Here is a 15,644-nt window from a genome sequence, read left to right as displayed (position 1 = left end):
TTGCTCTCTGTTTTTTCTGTTTTTCTCTATCATTTTTATCACCTGCTTCTATTTTACCACTTTTATCGAAAAAAGCCCAGCGAAAGCTGAGCTTTTTCGACAGGCTGAGCGGCTTCAGTTTTGAAGCCGCTGTTTTTTAATTATGGAAATATACTGTTTTCTCATTTACCTCGGAGAATATGTTCTGTAAAAATATATTGAACATATATCCCTTGTCCACATCCTCCTGGGTGGAATAAACGTAAAATTCTGTGTCGCCGTTTTCAGTGGTTCTCTTTCCCCACCTGAAATAAAGCTGGGGATTTTCAGTCATGCAGTTTTCCTTTATGTCGAAAACATAAGATGAAACGCATACCTTTTGACCTGTAAAAACGGTGACCTCTTTGTTTTCGTTTATAATGTAGATGCTTTCGCCCTCATTCTTTCCTGAAAGGGCGTCTTTTATGAAGTTTTCAATTTCCTTAATCTGTGCGTCGTTTGACTTTGAATTGATTACAATAAAACCGTCCTTCTCCGCATTTTCAATGTTGTAGTCCGTTGGAAGAGAATCAAGCTTTTCCGAAGTCATTTTTTCCGAACAGCCGGAAGCAAAAACTCCCAACACAAAAACCGCCAAAAGAATAATCAAAACATTTTTAGTTTTTTTCATAAAACACCACCTCTTTCATAAATAATAAAATGTTTTTATATATATTATTTTCTTTATTATACCATGCTAGTTTTAAAAATAAAATATTTTTATAAAAAATAAGTTTGTTTTATAATAAATCGTTGGTGTGGTGTAAATTTATAGTTCCGCAAAAGAAAAAAACAGCCACGGTCAAAACAACCGTGGCTGTAACAATTCAAATATAAATAAAACGCAACCGAGAGCGAACCATTCCCAAAATTAAGGAAAACGTCTCGCCCGACCTGTGCAGGTGTTTATTTTTTATATTTTTACCTTGCAGGTCGGAAATAAAAAACTCGCCCGACCTGTAACGGAAGTCAATTTTTATATCCTCACTTTGCACGCCAGAAATAAAAATAATCAACCCTAACCGAGAGCGAACCACTCCAAAGATTTTGTGGAACGTCTCGCCCGCCTTGAAACGAACTTTATTTCCAAGCTAAACCTTTGCAAGGCGGAACTAAAAATCAGTTCCAGCCCATTACGAGCATGAAGATTCTGAGAGCGAAAAGTGCACCGGCAACGTACATAACAGGGTGAATTTCCTTGAATTTGCCCTGGAAAAGTCTGATGATAACCCATGCAAGGATACCGAACATGATACCGTTTGCAATTGAGCTTGTGAAAGGCATCATGATGATTGCCAAAAATCCGCCAGCCATGTCAGCGGCGTCGCTTGTCAAATCCATGTCCTTTACAGAGGACATCATGAGAAGTCCTACGAAAACAAGTGCAGGAGCTGTAGCAAAGCTTGGGATTGCAAGGAATATCGGTGAGAAGAAGAGAGCAAGGATAAATCCGATTGCGGAAACAACTGCTGTAAGACCTGTTCTTCCGCCCTCTGCAACACCGGCAGTGGACTCAACATAGCTTGTAACTGTTGATGTACCCAAAACTGCACCGGCAACTGTACCGATAGCGTCGCTCATGAGTGCTCTACCTGCCTTTGGAAGATTGCCGTCCTTATCAAGAAGATTTCCCTTTGAGGCAACGCCAACCAAAGTTCCTACTGTGTCGAAAAGGTCAACAAAGAGGAAAGCAAAAACAATAATTGCAAACTGAAGAACATTCTGAGTCATAAATTCAAAATTAAATTTAAAGAATGTAGGTGCAAGGCTTGGAGGGAGAATATTCTCCACGCTGAAATTAGGAATAAGTGAAGGATTTACAGTTACATCGTACCATCCTGTAAGCTGTGCGCCAATTCCCAAAAGCCATGTAACTATAATTCCGATAAGGATTGCACCTTTAACCTTGTAGTGTGTGAGAATTGCGATAATAAGGAAACCTACCAAAGCCAAAACAACCTGAGGAGTTGACATTTTACCCATGCCAACCAAGTTGCTTGCATCGTCTGCAACAATTCCTGCACCTTTAAGTCCTACAATAGCTATGAAAAGACCGATACCTGTTGTAATACCAAGCTTGAGGTTTTTTGGAATTGAGTTAACCAGTGATTCACGGAACTTGAAAATTGAAAGGATAATAAATATAATACCCTCTACGAGAATAGCGGTGAGAGCAACCTGCCAAGGGTCTGTTATGCCCTGCTCTGCAAGCATTGGACATACTGAATATGCAAAGTAAGCGTTAAGACCCATACCGGAAGCAAGTGCAACCGGATAGTTTGCCAAAAATGCCATCAAAAGTGTGGCAAATGCAGCGGAAACCGCTGTGGCTGTGAAAACCGCACCCTGATCCATTCCTGCTGCTGCCAGCATACCAGGGTTTACTGCAAGAATATAAGCCATTGACAGAAATGTAGTAATACCTGCAATGACTTCTGTTCTTACGTCGGTTCCGTGTTCTTTCAGTCTGAAAATTTTTTCCATCTTGAACATTCCTCCGAGTAAAATTTTTCTAAAGGATGACGTTTTAAAGTAAAATATCAGCCCTATTAGTCACAGAGCTGATTGTTTTCACTTTATTTTTTAAATTACGTCACCAATCGTACACTTTAATATTAACAGCACACAAAAGGAATGTCAATTATTTTTTGATGTTTTAATCCGTTAAACTTCAAATTATATCAAGATTTTTCAAGATACAAAGAAGATTTCAAATGAGATTTTTACATAATTTACCGGTTGCTAAAAGGTTATTTTTTCTTTGAATTAAATACGCTTTTAAAAATTTTCTGAGCCTGTATTCCGTTTTGGAAAATCTCCGCTTTCAAACGGTCAAGGTTTTCAAATTTTTTCTCCGGTCTTATGAAGTCCAGCAAAAGGGTTTCCGCCATTTCCCCGTAAATATCGCCGCTGAAATTTATTATCCAGGTTTCATACAGGGGGATTTTTGAACCAACCGTGGGTTTTACTCCCACATTGGTAACTCCGCAGTAGGTTTTCCCCTTTACCGTCACCGCCGAAGCATAAACTCCGAATTTCGGCAGAACTCCTCCCGGCGGAACCTGCTGATTTATTGTAGGGGTTCCCATTGTTCTTCCGATTTTATTTCCGGCAACAATGGTCTGTGACACTCCGAAATATCTGCCCAGCATTTTTGAAGCTGTCAAAACGTCGCCGTTTCTTATACATTCCCTTATGCGTGTGGAGCTTACCGGCTGTCCCTCAAAATTTTCCGCAGGAACAACAACCGGTTCTATTCCGTATTTGGAGCAGTTTTCAAAAAGGAAATCCTTATTTCCCTCTGCGTTTTTGCCGAAGCGGTAATTTTCACCGAAGAAAATCTTTTTTGCATTGAGCTTTTCAAAAAGTATTTTTTCCACAAAATCAGATGCTGACATATCCCTTACGGAATTAAAGTCAACGGCATACAAAACCTTTACGCCCAGCTTTTCCATAATAACAGCCTTATCGGAATTTGTGGTCAAAAGTCCCGGGCTTCTTTCCTTAATTTTTGCCGAGGGCATATCCAAAAAGGTAAAAACCGTTGGCACAAGTCCCTGCTTTTTACAGTTTACCGCCTGTGAAATTACCTTTTGGTGTCCCAAATGAACCCCATCAAAAAATCCCAGAGCTACAGCAGTGGGATTTTTTTCTTTATTTTCAAAAGTTTTGATTATTTTCATTATACCAACCTTTTTAATAATCCTTAAATCAAATCTTTCCTGATTTTAAAAGGAGAGCCGTTTTCAAAACTCCAATCTGAGTTTTTGCGTCGGGAATTTCGTTATTGAGAACCATCTCAACAGCCTTATCAAGAGGTATTCTTTCAAAGTTTAGGAACTCGTCCTCGTCAAGGTGCTGGTTTCCGAAAGACTCAACACGGCAGCAGTAAAGATGAATAATCTCGGTGCAGTATCCCGGTGTGGGGTAAATTTTTCCCAAAGACATATAGTTATAACCGGTAGCGCCTGTTTCCTCCATAAGCTCACGCTTGCCGTTTTCAAGGGGATTTTGTCCCTTTTCAAGCTTTCCGGCAGGAAGCTCCAGTGTTATCTCCTTATAGGGATAACGGAACTGTCTTACGAACAGCAGCTCGTTTTCATCTGTCAGCGCAGCAATGCTTACGCCGCCCGGATGAGCCACAATTTCTCTTTTTGCCGGTTCTCCGTTTGGCAGTTCAATGTCGTCTACAAAAACATGAATAATTTTTCCGTCATAAATTTCCGTTGTACCGACTCTCTTTTCTTCCAAATCCATCTTTTATTACCTCCTTTTATTTTTATTTCCGACCTGCAAGGTAAAAATATAAAAAATAAACACCTGCACAGGTCGGGCGAGACGTTCGCTTTATTACTTGCAATAGCTCGCTCTCATTTAATTTAATTTTTGTTCTATTTAATCCGTCCATACGGCGGTGTTTTATTTTTTATAACTATTTATGATTATAAAAATTATTTCTCATCCTCGCCGAAATAAATCTTATACCATACAAGGAAAACATAAATTGTCCAAACCTTACGGCTGTTATCCTCTTTGCCGCTGTAGTGCTCGTCAAGCCATGCAATAAGCTGTTCCGGCTTAAAGAATTTCTTTGAAATGTCGCTGTTGAACATATCCTTAACCACGTTGTAGTACTTCTCATCACGAAGCCATACTCTTGTTGGAACAGGAAAACCGAGCTTCTCTTTTTCCGCTGTTTCCTCCGGCATATGACGCTGGGCGGCTTTTCTCATTGCATATTTTGTATTGTGCTTATTAACTCTCAGTCTTGTTGGAAGCTTTGAAGCAACCCTGAAAACTTCCTTATCAAGGAAAGGAACTCTAAGCTCCAAGGAGTTTGCCATACTCATTCTATCGGCTTTAAGGAGAATATCTCCCACCATCCAAAGATTTATGTCAAGGTACTGCATCTTTGTAACGTCGTCGTAGTCCTTAACTCTATCGTAAAATTTCTTTGTGATATCCTGAGGACGTGTAGCGATTGACGGGTCTTTCAAAATCTCCTGCTTTTCCTTCATATTGTACATGAAAGCGTTTCCGATAAATCTTTCCTCCAGCGGGTGGGTGGCTCTCATAAGATAGTCACGTCCCTTTATATCAGGAAGCTTTGAAACAAGCTTATAAATTCCTCTTCTCACGCAGTAGGGAACTATTGTCTGATAAACCTTAAACACACGTGGGTCGTTATAAACTGTATATCCGCCGAACAGCTCATCTGCGCCCTCTCCGGAAAGTACAACCTTTACATACTCGGAAGCAAGCTTCGATACAAAGTACAAAGCGATACATGAGGGGTCAGCAAGTGGCTGATCCATATGATACTGAACCTTTGGAACTGCGTCCCAGAACTCCTCGCTTCCGATAATCTTTGTGTGGTGTTCAACGCCTATCTTCTCGCTGAGTCTTTGTGCCCAGCTTATCTCATTGTATTTAAGACCGAAGTCAAAACCAACTGTAAAGGTTTTCTGGTCTGCAAAATATGTGGAAACATAGCTTGAGTCAACGCCGCTGGAAAGGAAGCATCCAACCTCAACGTCTGCAATCTTATGGGCATTAACGGAATTTTCAAAAACCTTTTCAATCTCGTCAACAGCCTGTTCCTCTGTAAGGCTTTCGTCCGGGTTAAATCTTGCTTCAAAATATCTTGTGGTTTCCACCTTGCCGTCCCTATACCACATATAGTGACCGGGAAGCAGGCAGTAAACACCCTCAAAGAAAGTTTCCGGCGGAACTGCATACTGGAAAGAAAGATATGTATCCAGCGCTCTTGTATTGAATTTCTTAACAAATTTCGGGTGGCAGAGAATACTCTTTATTTCAGAGCCGTAAACCAACTCACCGTCAATAAGTGTATAGTGCATTGGCTTTATTCCGAAGAAGTCCCTTGCAATAAACACACTTCCATCCTTTTTATTATAGATAGCGAAACCGAACATACCTCTAAGCTTATTCAAAAGGTCTGTTCCCCACTCTTCAAAGCCGTGGATAAGTGTTTCACTGTCTGTTTCTGTATAGAACTTATGGCCTGCGGCGATAAGCTCTTTTCTCAAATCACGGTAGTTATAAATTTCTCCGTTAAATGTAAGTACAAGGCTTTTATCTTCATTATAAATAGGCTGGCTTCCTGCCTCAAGGTCTATAATGCTCAGACGGCGGAAACCCATTGAAATTCTATCGTCCAGAAAAAATCCGTCAGAATCCGGACCTCTATGTGTGATAACTTCCGTCATCTTATGTATTGTTTCGTTACGGTCAATAACTTCTCCTGTAAATCCGCAAATTCCGCACATACACTATTCTTCTCCTTTTTTATTTTATAATCGCCTTGCAAAGGTTTAGCTTAGAAATGAACGTCAGCACAAGGCGGGCGAGTCTTTTAGTTCCGCCTTGCAAGACTTTAGCTTGGAAATTAACATCATTTCAAGGCGGGCGAAACCTTTTCCGCAGTTTTGGGAATGGCTCGCTCACAATGAACTTTTGTATTTTAGTTCCGGCAAGGAAAGGTTAAGCTTGAAATTAGCTTCCGTTTTCCGTCGGGCGAGTCTTTTAGTTCCGCCTTGCAAGACTTTAGCTTGGAAATTAACATCATTTCAAGGCGGGCGAAACCTTTTCCGCAGTCTTTGGAATGGCTCGCTCTCAATTAACTTTTGTTTTTTTAGTTCTGCCTTGCAAAGGTTTAGCTTAGAAATAGGCATCATCACAAGGCGGGCGAAGCCTTTTCCACAGTTTTGGGAATGGTGCGCTCTCATTTAGCTTTATATTTTATATATTTATTTTAACTATATATACTTATTAGAAGTATATCACACCCCCACACCCTTTGCAATATTATTTTTTATTTTTCTTTTATGGAATAATTTTTCATTAAATCAATTCAATCCACCCCTGCGGTTTGGTTTTATTTTTAAAACATCATAATAAAAATGACTATGCCACAAAACTAAATGTGACATAGCCATTGTAATTTCAAAAACTAACGTCTCGCCCCTACCTGTGCAGACGTTAATTTAAAAGCTAAACCTTTGCAGGTCGGAAATAAATTACATGTTATTTTTATATTCCTCTACGGCTTCTATTTTCTCTCCGCCGTTTTCCAGATAGAGGTTATAAATTTCGTCAAAAAGCTTTCCCTCCGGGTCTTTCCAATAGGTTCTGCTGTCCTGCAAATTGTCATAGGAGGCAACTCTCACATCTCCGTCAATGGAAATTATAATTTCATAGGTTTCCTCGTTTTCATACACGTGCAGCGCAAAACCCAAATTAGGCATGGAGTTGTCTTTTTCTGCCCTTTTCAGATTTACATCTGAAATAAGCAAGCTTCTAAGCTCCTCTTGGGGCAATTCAATTTTATCGGTATATATGTCAACTCCCGGAACGCTTTCAAAAAAATGTACGGTTACAATTTTGCCTTTCTCCAAAGCGGGACATTCCTTTTTAAGGGTGGAATTAGAGGTTACGCTCCATACAACAAAAATCACTGCGGCAATCATAACAACGGCAACGCCGAAAATTACATATTTTTTCTTTGATTTTTTCTCCATAAAGCTCATCCCCTTTTTAAATTTTTTATTACACCTAATTATACCATGTTTAATTATTATATACAATTTATTTTTAATTTTTTTGTTATAACTTTATCGTGTTACCTTGTGCATAATAACAAACACTCTGTAACAATATATAAAAATAACATAAATTATTATACAAAATAACAAAACAGAATAACTACACAACAAACAATCCGAAAGCGAGCCATTTCAAAGACGGAAAAACAAAAGTTCATTGAGAGCGAACCATCCAAAAACTAAGAAAAACGTCTCGCCCGACCTGCGCAGGTGTCAATTTAAAAGCTAAACCCTGGCAGGTCGGATATAAAAAAATTGCATATCGGAAATAAAAAATAAGGGGTTGTAATAATGGGGGGAGTATAGTATAATAAGTTTTTGTCGGGTTAAATTGTTAAAATTTAAACCATTGAAGTGCTAAAGCGTGGGATTTTTTATCATTACAGGATTTTTGTAAGAAAAAATCCCAAAAAATCTAATGGGGGTGCTTTTGTGTCATCAAAAAATAACAAGAGTGCAGGTAACACTCTTGTGCACAAAAACGGCAGTTTCTCAAGCTCTATAGGATTTGTAATAGCCTGCGTTGGCTCGGCTGTAGGTTTGGGAAACATTTGGATGTTCCCGTACCGTCTGGGACAATACGGAGGAGCGGCGTTCTTAATTCCGTACATTCTTTTCGTAGCTCTTTTCGGCTATGTGGGACTTTCCGCAGAATTCGGAATCGGCAGACTTTCCGGAACAGGAACCTTAGGTTCTTACGAAAGATGCTGGTCTGAAAGAAAAGTAAACAAACACAATTTAGGCAAAGTGGGCAAGGTTCTGGGCTGGATACCGCTTTTTGGTTCCCTGGGAATCGCCATAGGTTATTCGGTAATTATCGGCTGGGTACTTCGCTTTTTGGCAGGTTCTGTAACAGGCAAGCTTTTTGAAAGCGGTCAAACCTCAGAGTATTTCTCACAGGCAACCGGTGAGTTCGGCAGTGTGCCGTGGCACGCAGCTGTAATTATCATAACAATGATAATCCTTATTTTCGGCGCAGTTAAGTACATAGAGCGTGTAAACAAAATAATGATGCCTGTATTCTTTGTTTTGTTTGCAATAATTGCTGTAAGAGTTGCTTTTCTTCCGGGCGCTGTAGACGGATATAAATTCCTGTTTATCCCTGACTGGTCAAAGCTTTTAGAGATTGACACCTGGGTTATGGCTATGGGACAGGCATTCTTCTCACTTTCAATCACCGGTTCAGGCATGATAGTTTACGGTTCATACCTCAGCAAAAAAGAGGACATCACAAAGGCTTCAGTCCGCACTGCATTTTTCGACACTGTAGCGGCTATGCTTTCCGCTCTGGCAATTATGCCGGCAGTGTTCGCATTCGGAATTGAGCCAAAGTCAGGCCCGCCTCTCATGTTCATCACAATTCCGGGAATTTTCGACCAGATGCCTATGGGCAGACTGTTTGCGGTTTTGTTCTTCCTTTCAGTTGCATTCGCAGGAATCACTTCCCTTATAAATATGTTTGAAGCAGTTGTTGAAAGCTGGCAGCACAAATTAAAGCTCAACAGAAAAGTAGCTGTTGCTCTCTGTGCAGCTATAGCATTTGCAGTTGGCATATTTATCGAGGAGGAAGGCAAGCTTGGCTCATGGATGGACTTCATCACAATCATTGTTGTTCCATTCGGCGCAGTTTTGGGAGCATTCTCAATTTACTACATTCTGGGACTTGACAAAATTCTCAAAGAGCTTAACATAGGCAGAAGCAAGCCGCTCAAAAAGATTTTCGGATGGCTGGGAAAATACTTCTATGTGCCTATAACAATTCTTGTTTTTGTTCTGGGAATTGTTTACGGCGGCATAGGCTGATAAATGCTTACATGAAGAAATTTTATTTCTTTATCTCGTCGGGCGCACAATTCAACGTGCGTCCGATTTTATTTTTACCATATAAATTAAAACAAAAGGATTAAAGTTAAAAAACATAAAAAATATGGCGCAAAAGTCAGAAAATTGTTGACATTCTGCCAAAACTATTTTACTATATGAATATCTGTTATATGGAACGTGATAGATATAATGAAAAAAGTTAGGAGTTGGACAAATTGTTTATCGGAACATGGTGGTCTATAGTACCGCCTATCCTTGCGATTACCCTTGCCCTTATCACAAAAGAGGTTTATGTTTCCCTTTTTGCGGGCGTTCTTTTGGGTGCGCTTTTTGTAGCAGGTTTCCATCCTTGGGAAACCTTTGACACACTTTTCACCACAATGGCTGACAGCATCGACCTTAACATTGTTATTTTCTTAGTTCTTCTGGGAATGGTTGTTGCTCTTATGACAAAGTCCGGAGGCTCTAAGGCTTACGGCGACTGGGCAAGCCAAAGAATAAAGACCAAAAAAGGCGCATTGCTTGCCACAACAGGTCTTGGCTGTCTTATTTTCGTTGACGACTATTTTAACTGTCTTACAGTCGGCTCAGTTATGCGCCCTGTTACAGACAAAAACAAAATTTCCCGTGCAAAGCTTGCATACATAATCGACTCAACAGCTGCTCCCGTATGTATTATCGCACCTATTTCAAGCTGGGCTGCTGCGGTAAACTCATACGTACCTGAGGACAGCTCAATGTCAGGTTTTCAGCTTTTCATAAACACAATCCCATTTAACCTCTATGCTTTGCTTACAATTTTCGCCGTTGTATTCTTAGCTGTAACCGGAATTGACTTCGGCAAAATGAAGATACACGAGAGAAACGCCGCAAAAGGCGACCTTTTCACCAGCGGCAAGGACGACATTGAAAGCTCTGAATCTCAGCCTCAGAACCTCAGCGCAAAAGGCAGAGTTATCGACCTTGTTCTTCCTGTTATCGTTCTCATTATTTCAGCAGTTGGCGCAATGATTTACACAGGTTTCCTTTCCGGAGCTACAAACGTAGTTGACGCTTTTGCAAACTGCAATTCCAGCAAGAGCCTTATTTTCGGCGGAATTATAACAGTTATTTTCATGGGATTTTTGTATCTCCCAAGAAGAGTTCTCCGTTTCGGAAACTTTATGTCAAGCCTTGTAGAGGGCTTCAAGCTCATGGTTCCTGCAATCACAATCCTTGTTTTTGCATGGACTCTTAAAGGCATGGGCGACCAGCTTGCAATCAGTGATTTCGTTAAAACCACAGTTGGCAACAACGCAAGCGCAAGCATTTTCATTCCTGTAATCATGTTTGCAATCGCTATTTTCCTCGGTTTCTCAACAGGTACATCATGGGGAACATTTGCTATTCTTGTTCCTATAGTTATTGACATGTTCGCTTCCACAGACCAAAACATGATGGTTATTTCCGTATCCGCAGTTTTGGCAGGAGCTGTATGCGGCGACCACATTTCACCTATTTCCGACACAACAATTATGTCATCGGCAGGCGCACAGTGCAACCACATCAACCACGTTTCAACCCAGATGCAGTACGCTCTGATTGTTGCCGCAGTTTCCGCAGTAGGTTATATTATTTCCGGTATCACAAAGAGCTGGATTATTTCCCTTTTGATTTCCGCTGTTCTTTTGGTAGCAATATTCCTTGTTATAAATCATCTTTCCAAAAAGAACGACATAAAATGATTTTTGGTTCCGACCTGCAAAGGTTTAACATAGAAATTAACACCTGCACAGGTCGGGCGAAACCTTCGGTTTAATATTTGGAATGGTTCGCTCCCGGTTGAGTTTTATTTTAAATATTACAGTTACAGCCACGGTTGTTTTACCGTGGCTGTTTTCTTTTATAGAATAATAATTTTACTGTGTTTATTCTTTTCTATTTCCATATACAACAAAAAAACCACCGACATAATCGGTGGTTGAAATTCTGGAGCTGATAGGCAGGCTCGAACTGCCGACCTCATCCTTACCAAGGATGCGCTCTGCCGCCTGAGCTATACCAGCGAAAAAAAATGGCGACCCGGAACGGGTTCGAACCGTCGACCTCTAGCGTGACAGGCTAGCGTTCTAACCAACTGAACTACCGGGCCATTTTAACGGCAATAACTTCAGGTCATTGACCGTTTTTTATTATATCATATGTTAAATGAAATTGCAAACATTTTTTTCAAAAAATCCAAAATTTTTTTGAGTTTTATATTAGTAATAATATAACTCTATTTCGCAGTAAAGCTCTTCCCAATCGACGGTGTCATTTTCCTCGTCCTGAACAGGGCGCATGTATCCCACTTTCATAACATCTCCGTCGTTTTTATCATAGAGTATTCTTTTGATATCCTCTACGCTGTCCACGGTTTCCCCGTCTATTGATACCACTACATCGCCGGCTTGAAGCTCACTGTTATAGGCAGGACTTTCCTCTATCACTTCGGCTATCAAAACTCCGGCAGGCATTCCGCTTTCTTCGCTGTCCTCCTCGGTAATCCTGTAACCGTAAATTCCCAGGCTGAGCCTTTCCCTTGCTTCTCCGTATTTTATAATATCGTTGGCAACCTCACGGACTGTATCGGAGGGTATGGCAAGACCTATGCCCTCAAAATTTTCCTTTGCCAGCTTTGAGGTGTTTATACCTATAATCTGACCGTCCATATTGCACAGAGGGCCTCCGCTGTTTCCGGGATTTATGGCGGCGTCAACCTGTATATAGGTTATTTCCTTGTCAAGCTTTCTGTTTATGGCTGATACAATCCCCTTTGTAAGGCTGTTCCTGAAATATATGCCCTCGGGATTTCCCAGAGCAACAACCTCCTGACCCACTTTCAGATTCTCGGTTTCCGCAAACTCCGCAGGCTCAAGGTCTATACCGTCAACCTTTATAACCGCAATATCCGTTTCCGGGTCGCAGCCCACAACAACCGCCTGTGAAATATTTCCCATATTATCTATAACCATAACCTGGCTGTCCCTGGAATTGTCTACAACGTGGCTGTTTGTAACTATATATCCGTCGCTGTGAATTACAACTCCTGTTCCCTGGTAAACCTCGGAAATATTTTCGCTTAACTCCTCTTTATTTGTCACAATAAGCACGGTGGAGGGCAGAATTTTTTCATAGGCCTTTTCCGCCGAGGACTCTCCGTCCACTGTCTGGGGCACAAGCTCTATTGATACATCGTCACGGAGATAATCTATGTACTGGGTTGAACTTTCCGTTGGTTCTTCCTCATATGTCTGTTCCTCTGTGGTGGTTGTTTCAACGGAATTTTCCTCATAATTATTATTTCCGTCGGAATACGTAAGAACAACAAAGCCCACAGCGACTGCGCAGAAAATAACTCCCACTGTCGCAAGAAAAATTATAAGTCCCGTGTTTTTCCTGCTTTTTTTATTTTGTTCAGTGCCTTCCGTTAAGCTTTGACTTGCAACAGGCGGCTGAACTGTGGGAATCTGAAAATCCGGAACATCCGGGCTAAAGCTCTGCCATTTAGCTTCTCCGTAAGGGTTTGGCAAGCTCTCACCCTGAGGGAAAAGCGGCTTTTCCGCCGGTTGTATGTTTTCAGCTTCCGAGATTTTTTCCTCTTCCTCAAAAGAAAAATTCTCATCCGGGTGTTTTTTAGGAGGTACAAAGGAAAATTCCTTCTGCCCCATCTTGGCTTTTTTATCGATAAAGCTCTGATAAGGTTTATCCATCATTTGAAATTTTTGAAACTGTGTTTCATCTTCCGTTTGATTTTGACTGCCCTGAAATTCTTCCTCCATTTTTCACCCTCCTTTTCTCAAAAAATTTACCATGTTGTTTTATTATATCACGGTCAAACCAAAAATAACAGTGATTTTTAGCCTTTTGGTTATTGAATATACAAAAAAGAACAGCGGCGTTTTTTACCTCGCCGCTGTAAAATTACATTTTATAAGCCCAAAGTAGGAGCCGGGTCATATCTTACGCCGTTGTACCAACATTCAAAATGGAGGTGAGCTCCGAAAGAATTTCCCGTATTTCCGATATATCCGATAAGCTGACCACGTTCAACGTAATCGCCTACATCTACAAGAACCTGGCTGCAATGGGCATACTGGGTAGCATATCCGCTGCCGTGGTCTATCATAATGTGATAACCCCAGCCTGAACCCCATTCGTCGGTTTTGTTTGCTCTGATAACCGTTCCTGATTCAGCCGCTACAATAGGTTTGCCGTATGCGCTTCCGTAACATGCAATATCAAGACCCTGGTGTGCTCTGCCATCGCCCCAATATGAGGTTATAACAGTACATCCCGGTGCCGGCCAAAGATAACTTCCGCCTGTTGGTTCTCCTGATGAAGAGCCGCCGTCAGATGAACCACCTGAGGATGAGCCGCCCTCTGAAGAGCCACCGGATGATGAACCGCCTGATGAAGAATCTCCGTCAGATGAACCGCCGGAGGATGAGTTTTCCTCTTCCTTCTTCTGTTCTTCCTGTTCTTTTACATATTCCTCATGCCACTTGGCTATTTCATCCATAAGCTGATCTTTTTCTGCGGCAATGGCAGCTTCTCTTTCCTCATAGCCGTCAACCTGAGTTCTAAGCTCTTCTATAACAGCCTTTCCCTCTGTTTCAAGCTGTGCCAGCTCATCGAGTTTTGCTTCCTGTTCCTGCTTTGTCTTGGTAACCTCATCTTTTGCTTTTTGAGTTTCCTCTATAAGTGTGTTTTTTTCATTTATAGAATCATTCAAGCCGTCGATAAGGTTTTTATCAAATCTTCCTACAGCCTCAACAATAACGCTCTTGTCAACAAAGTCGTTAAAATCCTTAGCTCCTAAAATTATTTCCAGGGATGAAGCATTGCCGGACTTGTAAATAGCATTGAGTCGGCTTCTGAGAACCTCGTAATCGTCTTCAATTTCCTGTTCGTTTGAAGCAATTTCAGCGTTGAGGGTTTCTATCTCCTCTTCATAGAGCTGGATTTTCTCTCGCATTGTATCGATTTCCTGCTCTACGGAATCCATTTTAGCACGGATTGTTTCCAGATATGCTTCCTTATCCTCTATTTGTTTTTTTGCCTCTTCCATGGCTTTGTCAAGCTCTTCCTGCTCCTCTTCAAGCTCGGACTGTTTGTCTTCCAAAGCGTCAAGCTCGTCTTGGCTTACCGCCGCCGCATTAAATGCAATAAAGGACGTTATGCAGGCAGCAGCCAGTAAAAGGCAAAGTAATTTTTTGAACTTCTTCATTTTTTCCTCCGTCAACCGCCGAATTTCGGCATAAAAACTTTTAAATCCTCTTAAAGTCGAAAATACTGACTAAATTGTAATTCATTATACAATAAAATTACAAATTTGTAAATATTTTTTCACTGTTAAAAATTTGCTGACGGAGTATAGACTTTATATTAAGCTGTTTAGGTCAAATATCGCCTGATGATTTTTTTGACATGGATAATTTTAAATATTTATTTTTAGTGGCAAGACCGCCACGTATATGCCTTTGGGATTTGTTTATATCCAAAATTTTCTTTACTTCGCTGTACAAAGCCGGATTGAGCTTTTTAAGCCTTTGACTTACGTCCTTGTGGACTGTGCTTTTGCTTATGCCGAACTTTCTCGCCGCCGCTCTGACGGTCTCCTTGTTTTCCAGTATGTATTCCCCAAGCTCTACAGCACGTTCTTCAACAACGCCTTTCACAATGACTACCCTCCAATCCTTGAGTAATATGCGTTGTTAAATCATATGCCGGTTATATATTTTTTATTTCTTTTTTATTTTTTCCATAGTTAAAGATAATTCAATAAAAGAATAATAAAAACAGCCACGGTAAAATAACCGCAGCTGTAAAATTATAATATTCAAAACAAAACCCAATCGAGAGCAAACCGTTCCAAAGATTGCGGAAAAGGTTTCGCCCGCCTTGAAATAATGTTTATTTTTAAAGTAAAGTTTTGCAAGGCGGAAATAAAAAACTCGCCCGACCTGAGCAGGCGTTAAATTACAATGTAATCTTTTGCAGGTCGGATATAAAAAATTCGCCCGGCGTTTAATGGGAGTTAATTTTATATCCAGCATTTGCTGGTCGGAAATAAAAACAATCAGACCCAACAAAGAGCGAGCCATTCCCAAAATTAAGGAAAAGGTTTCGCCCGGCGTGTAATGACGTTTATTTCTT

Annotated in this window: 12 protein-coding genes and 2 tRNA genes; 2 read left to right on the top strand and 12 right to left on the bottom strand. The window is 40.7% G+C overall.

Annotation, left to right across the window (positions count from 1 at the left end; all coding sequences use genetic code 11):
- Window positions 1–136: 136 nt before the first annotated feature.
- From B5F08_RS09315 to B5F08_RS09290, 6 genes are all read right to left on the bottom strand, one after another.
- Complete coding sequence (locus tag B5F08_RS09315) at window positions 137–649, bottom strand: hypothetical protein (RefSeq protein WP_087378609.1); 513 nt, start codon at window positions 647–649, stop codon at window positions 137–139.
- Window positions 650–1,137: 488 nt separating this feature from the next.
- A complete protein-coding gene (locus B5F08_RS09310; protein ID WP_087378607.1) occupies window positions 1,138–2,502 on the bottom strand; it encodes an NCS2 family permease in 1,365 nt (454 codons plus the stop codon).
- Between the two features lie 266 nt (window positions 2,503–2,768).
- Complete coding sequence (locus B5F08_RS09305; RefSeq protein ID WP_087378605.1) at window positions 2,769–3,701, bottom strand: bifunctional riboflavin kinase/FAD synthetase; 933 nt, start codon at window positions 3,699–3,701, stop codon at window positions 2,769–2,771.
- Window positions 3,702–3,729: 28 nt separating this feature from the next.
- Window positions 3,730–4,275 carry an NUDIX domain-containing protein gene (locus B5F08_RS09300; protein WP_087378604.1) on the bottom strand — a complete coding sequence of 182 codons (546 nt, stop codon included), beginning with the start codon at window positions 4,273–4,275 and terminating at the stop codon, window positions 3,730–3,732.
- Between the two features lie 194 nt (window positions 4,276–4,469).
- Window positions 4,470–6,308, bottom strand: coding sequence for an asparagine synthase (glutamine-hydrolyzing) (gene asnB / locus B5F08_RS09295; protein WP_087378602.1), 1,839 nt, complete (start codon window positions 6,306–6,308; stop codon window positions 4,470–4,472).
- A 750-nt stretch (window positions 6,309–7,058) separates the two neighbouring features.
- On the bottom strand, window positions 7,059–7,559 hold the full coding sequence (locus B5F08_RS09290) for a hypothetical protein (protein WP_087378600.1): 501 nt from the start codon (window positions 7,557–7,559) through the stop codon (window positions 7,059–7,061).
- Window positions 7,560–8,075: 516 nt separating this feature from the next.
- Between B5F08_RS09290 and B5F08_RS09285 the strand changes: the two genes are divergently transcribed.
- A complete protein-coding gene (locus tag B5F08_RS09285; protein WP_204245183.1) occupies window positions 8,076–9,446 on the top strand; it encodes a sodium-dependent transporter in 1,371 nt (456 codons plus the stop codon).
- A gap of 236 nt (window positions 9,447–9,682) precedes the next feature.
- Window positions 9,683–11,191, top strand: coding sequence for a Na+/H+ antiporter NhaC family protein (locus B5F08_RS09280; RefSeq protein ID WP_442856069.1), 1,509 nt, complete (start codon window positions 9,683–9,685; stop codon window positions 11,189–11,191).
- A gap of 245 nt (window positions 11,192–11,436) precedes the next feature.
- Here the strand turns inward: B5F08_RS09280 and B5F08_RS09275 are convergent.
- The 6 genes from B5F08_RS09275 to B5F08_RS13130 form a co-directional block, all read right to left on the bottom strand.
- Window positions 11,437–11,512: transfer RNA gene (locus tag B5F08_RS09275), tRNA-Thr, on the bottom strand.
- Between the two features lie 9 nt (window positions 11,513–11,521).
- A tRNA-Asp gene (locus tag B5F08_RS09270) sits at window positions 11,522–11,598 on the bottom strand.
- Window positions 11,599–11,707: 109 nt separating this feature from the next.
- Window positions 11,708–13,267, bottom strand: coding sequence for a S1C family serine protease (locus B5F08_RS09265; protein WP_087378596.1), 1,560 nt, complete (start codon window positions 13,265–13,267; stop codon window positions 11,708–11,710).
- 149 nt (window positions 13,268–13,416) lie between these two features.
- Window positions 13,417–14,715, bottom strand: a complete 1,299-nt coding sequence (locus B5F08_RS09260; protein ID WP_087378594.1) for a murein hydrolase activator EnvC family protein — start codon at window positions 14,713–14,715, stop codon at window positions 13,417–13,419.
- Window positions 14,716–14,887: 172 nt separating this feature from the next.
- Window positions 14,888–15,166: a sporulation transcriptional regulator SpoIIID gene (gene spoIIID, locus B5F08_RS09255; RefSeq protein ID WP_087378592.1), complete on the bottom strand. Its 279-nt coding sequence runs from the start codon at window positions 15,164–15,166 to the stop codon at window positions 14,888–14,890.
- A 63-nt stretch (window positions 15,167–15,229) separates the two neighbouring features.
- Window positions 15,230–15,577: a hypothetical protein gene (locus tag B5F08_RS13130; RefSeq protein ID WP_158096274.1), complete on the bottom strand. Its 348-nt coding sequence runs from the start codon at window positions 15,575–15,577 to the stop codon at window positions 15,230–15,232.
- Window positions 15,578–15,644 lie beyond the last annotated feature (67 nt).

This window comes from Anaeromassilibacillus sp. An172, from assembly GCF_002160515.1.
Taxonomy (GTDB): Bacteria; Bacillota; Clostridia; order Oscillospirales; family Acutalibacteraceae; genus Limousia; species Limousia pullorum.
The sequence above is the reverse complement of the archived record's forward strand: the minus strand, read 5'-3'. Positions and strand labels throughout refer to the sequence as shown.

What these genes read in the sequence shown, in the direction of transcription:
- B5F08_RS09315 (WP_087378609.1), bottom strand. Translation starts at nt 649, where the DNA reads ATGAAAAAAACTAAAAATGTTTTGATTATTCTTTTGGCGGTTTTTGTG.
- B5F08_RS09310 (WP_087378607.1), bottom strand. Translation starts at nt 2,502, where the DNA reads ATGGAAAAAATTTTCAGACTGAAAGAACACGGAACCGACGTAAGAACA.
- B5F08_RS09305 (WP_087378605.1), bottom strand. Translation starts at nt 3,701, where the DNA reads ATGAAAATAATCAAAACTTTTGAAAATAAAGAAAAAAATCCCACTGCT.
- B5F08_RS09300 (WP_087378604.1), bottom strand. Translation starts at nt 4,275, where the DNA reads ATGGATTTGGAAGAAAAGAGAGTCGGTACAACGGAAATTTATGACGGA.
- asnB (WP_087378602.1), bottom strand. Translation starts at nt 6,308, where the DNA reads ATGTGCGGAATTTGCGGATTTACAGGAGAAGTTATTGACCGTAACGAA.
- B5F08_RS09290 (WP_087378600.1), bottom strand. Translation starts at nt 7,559, where the DNA reads ATGGAGAAAAAATCAAAGAAAAAATATGTAATTTTCGGCGTTGCCGTT.
- B5F08_RS09265 (WP_087378596.1), bottom strand. Translation starts at nt 13,267, where the DNA reads ATGGAGGAAGAATTTCAGGGCAGTCAAAATCAAACGGAAGATGAAACA.
- B5F08_RS09260 (WP_087378594.1), bottom strand. Translation starts at nt 14,715, where the DNA reads ATGAAGAAGTTCAAAAAATTACTTTGCCTTTTACTGGCTGCTGCCTGC.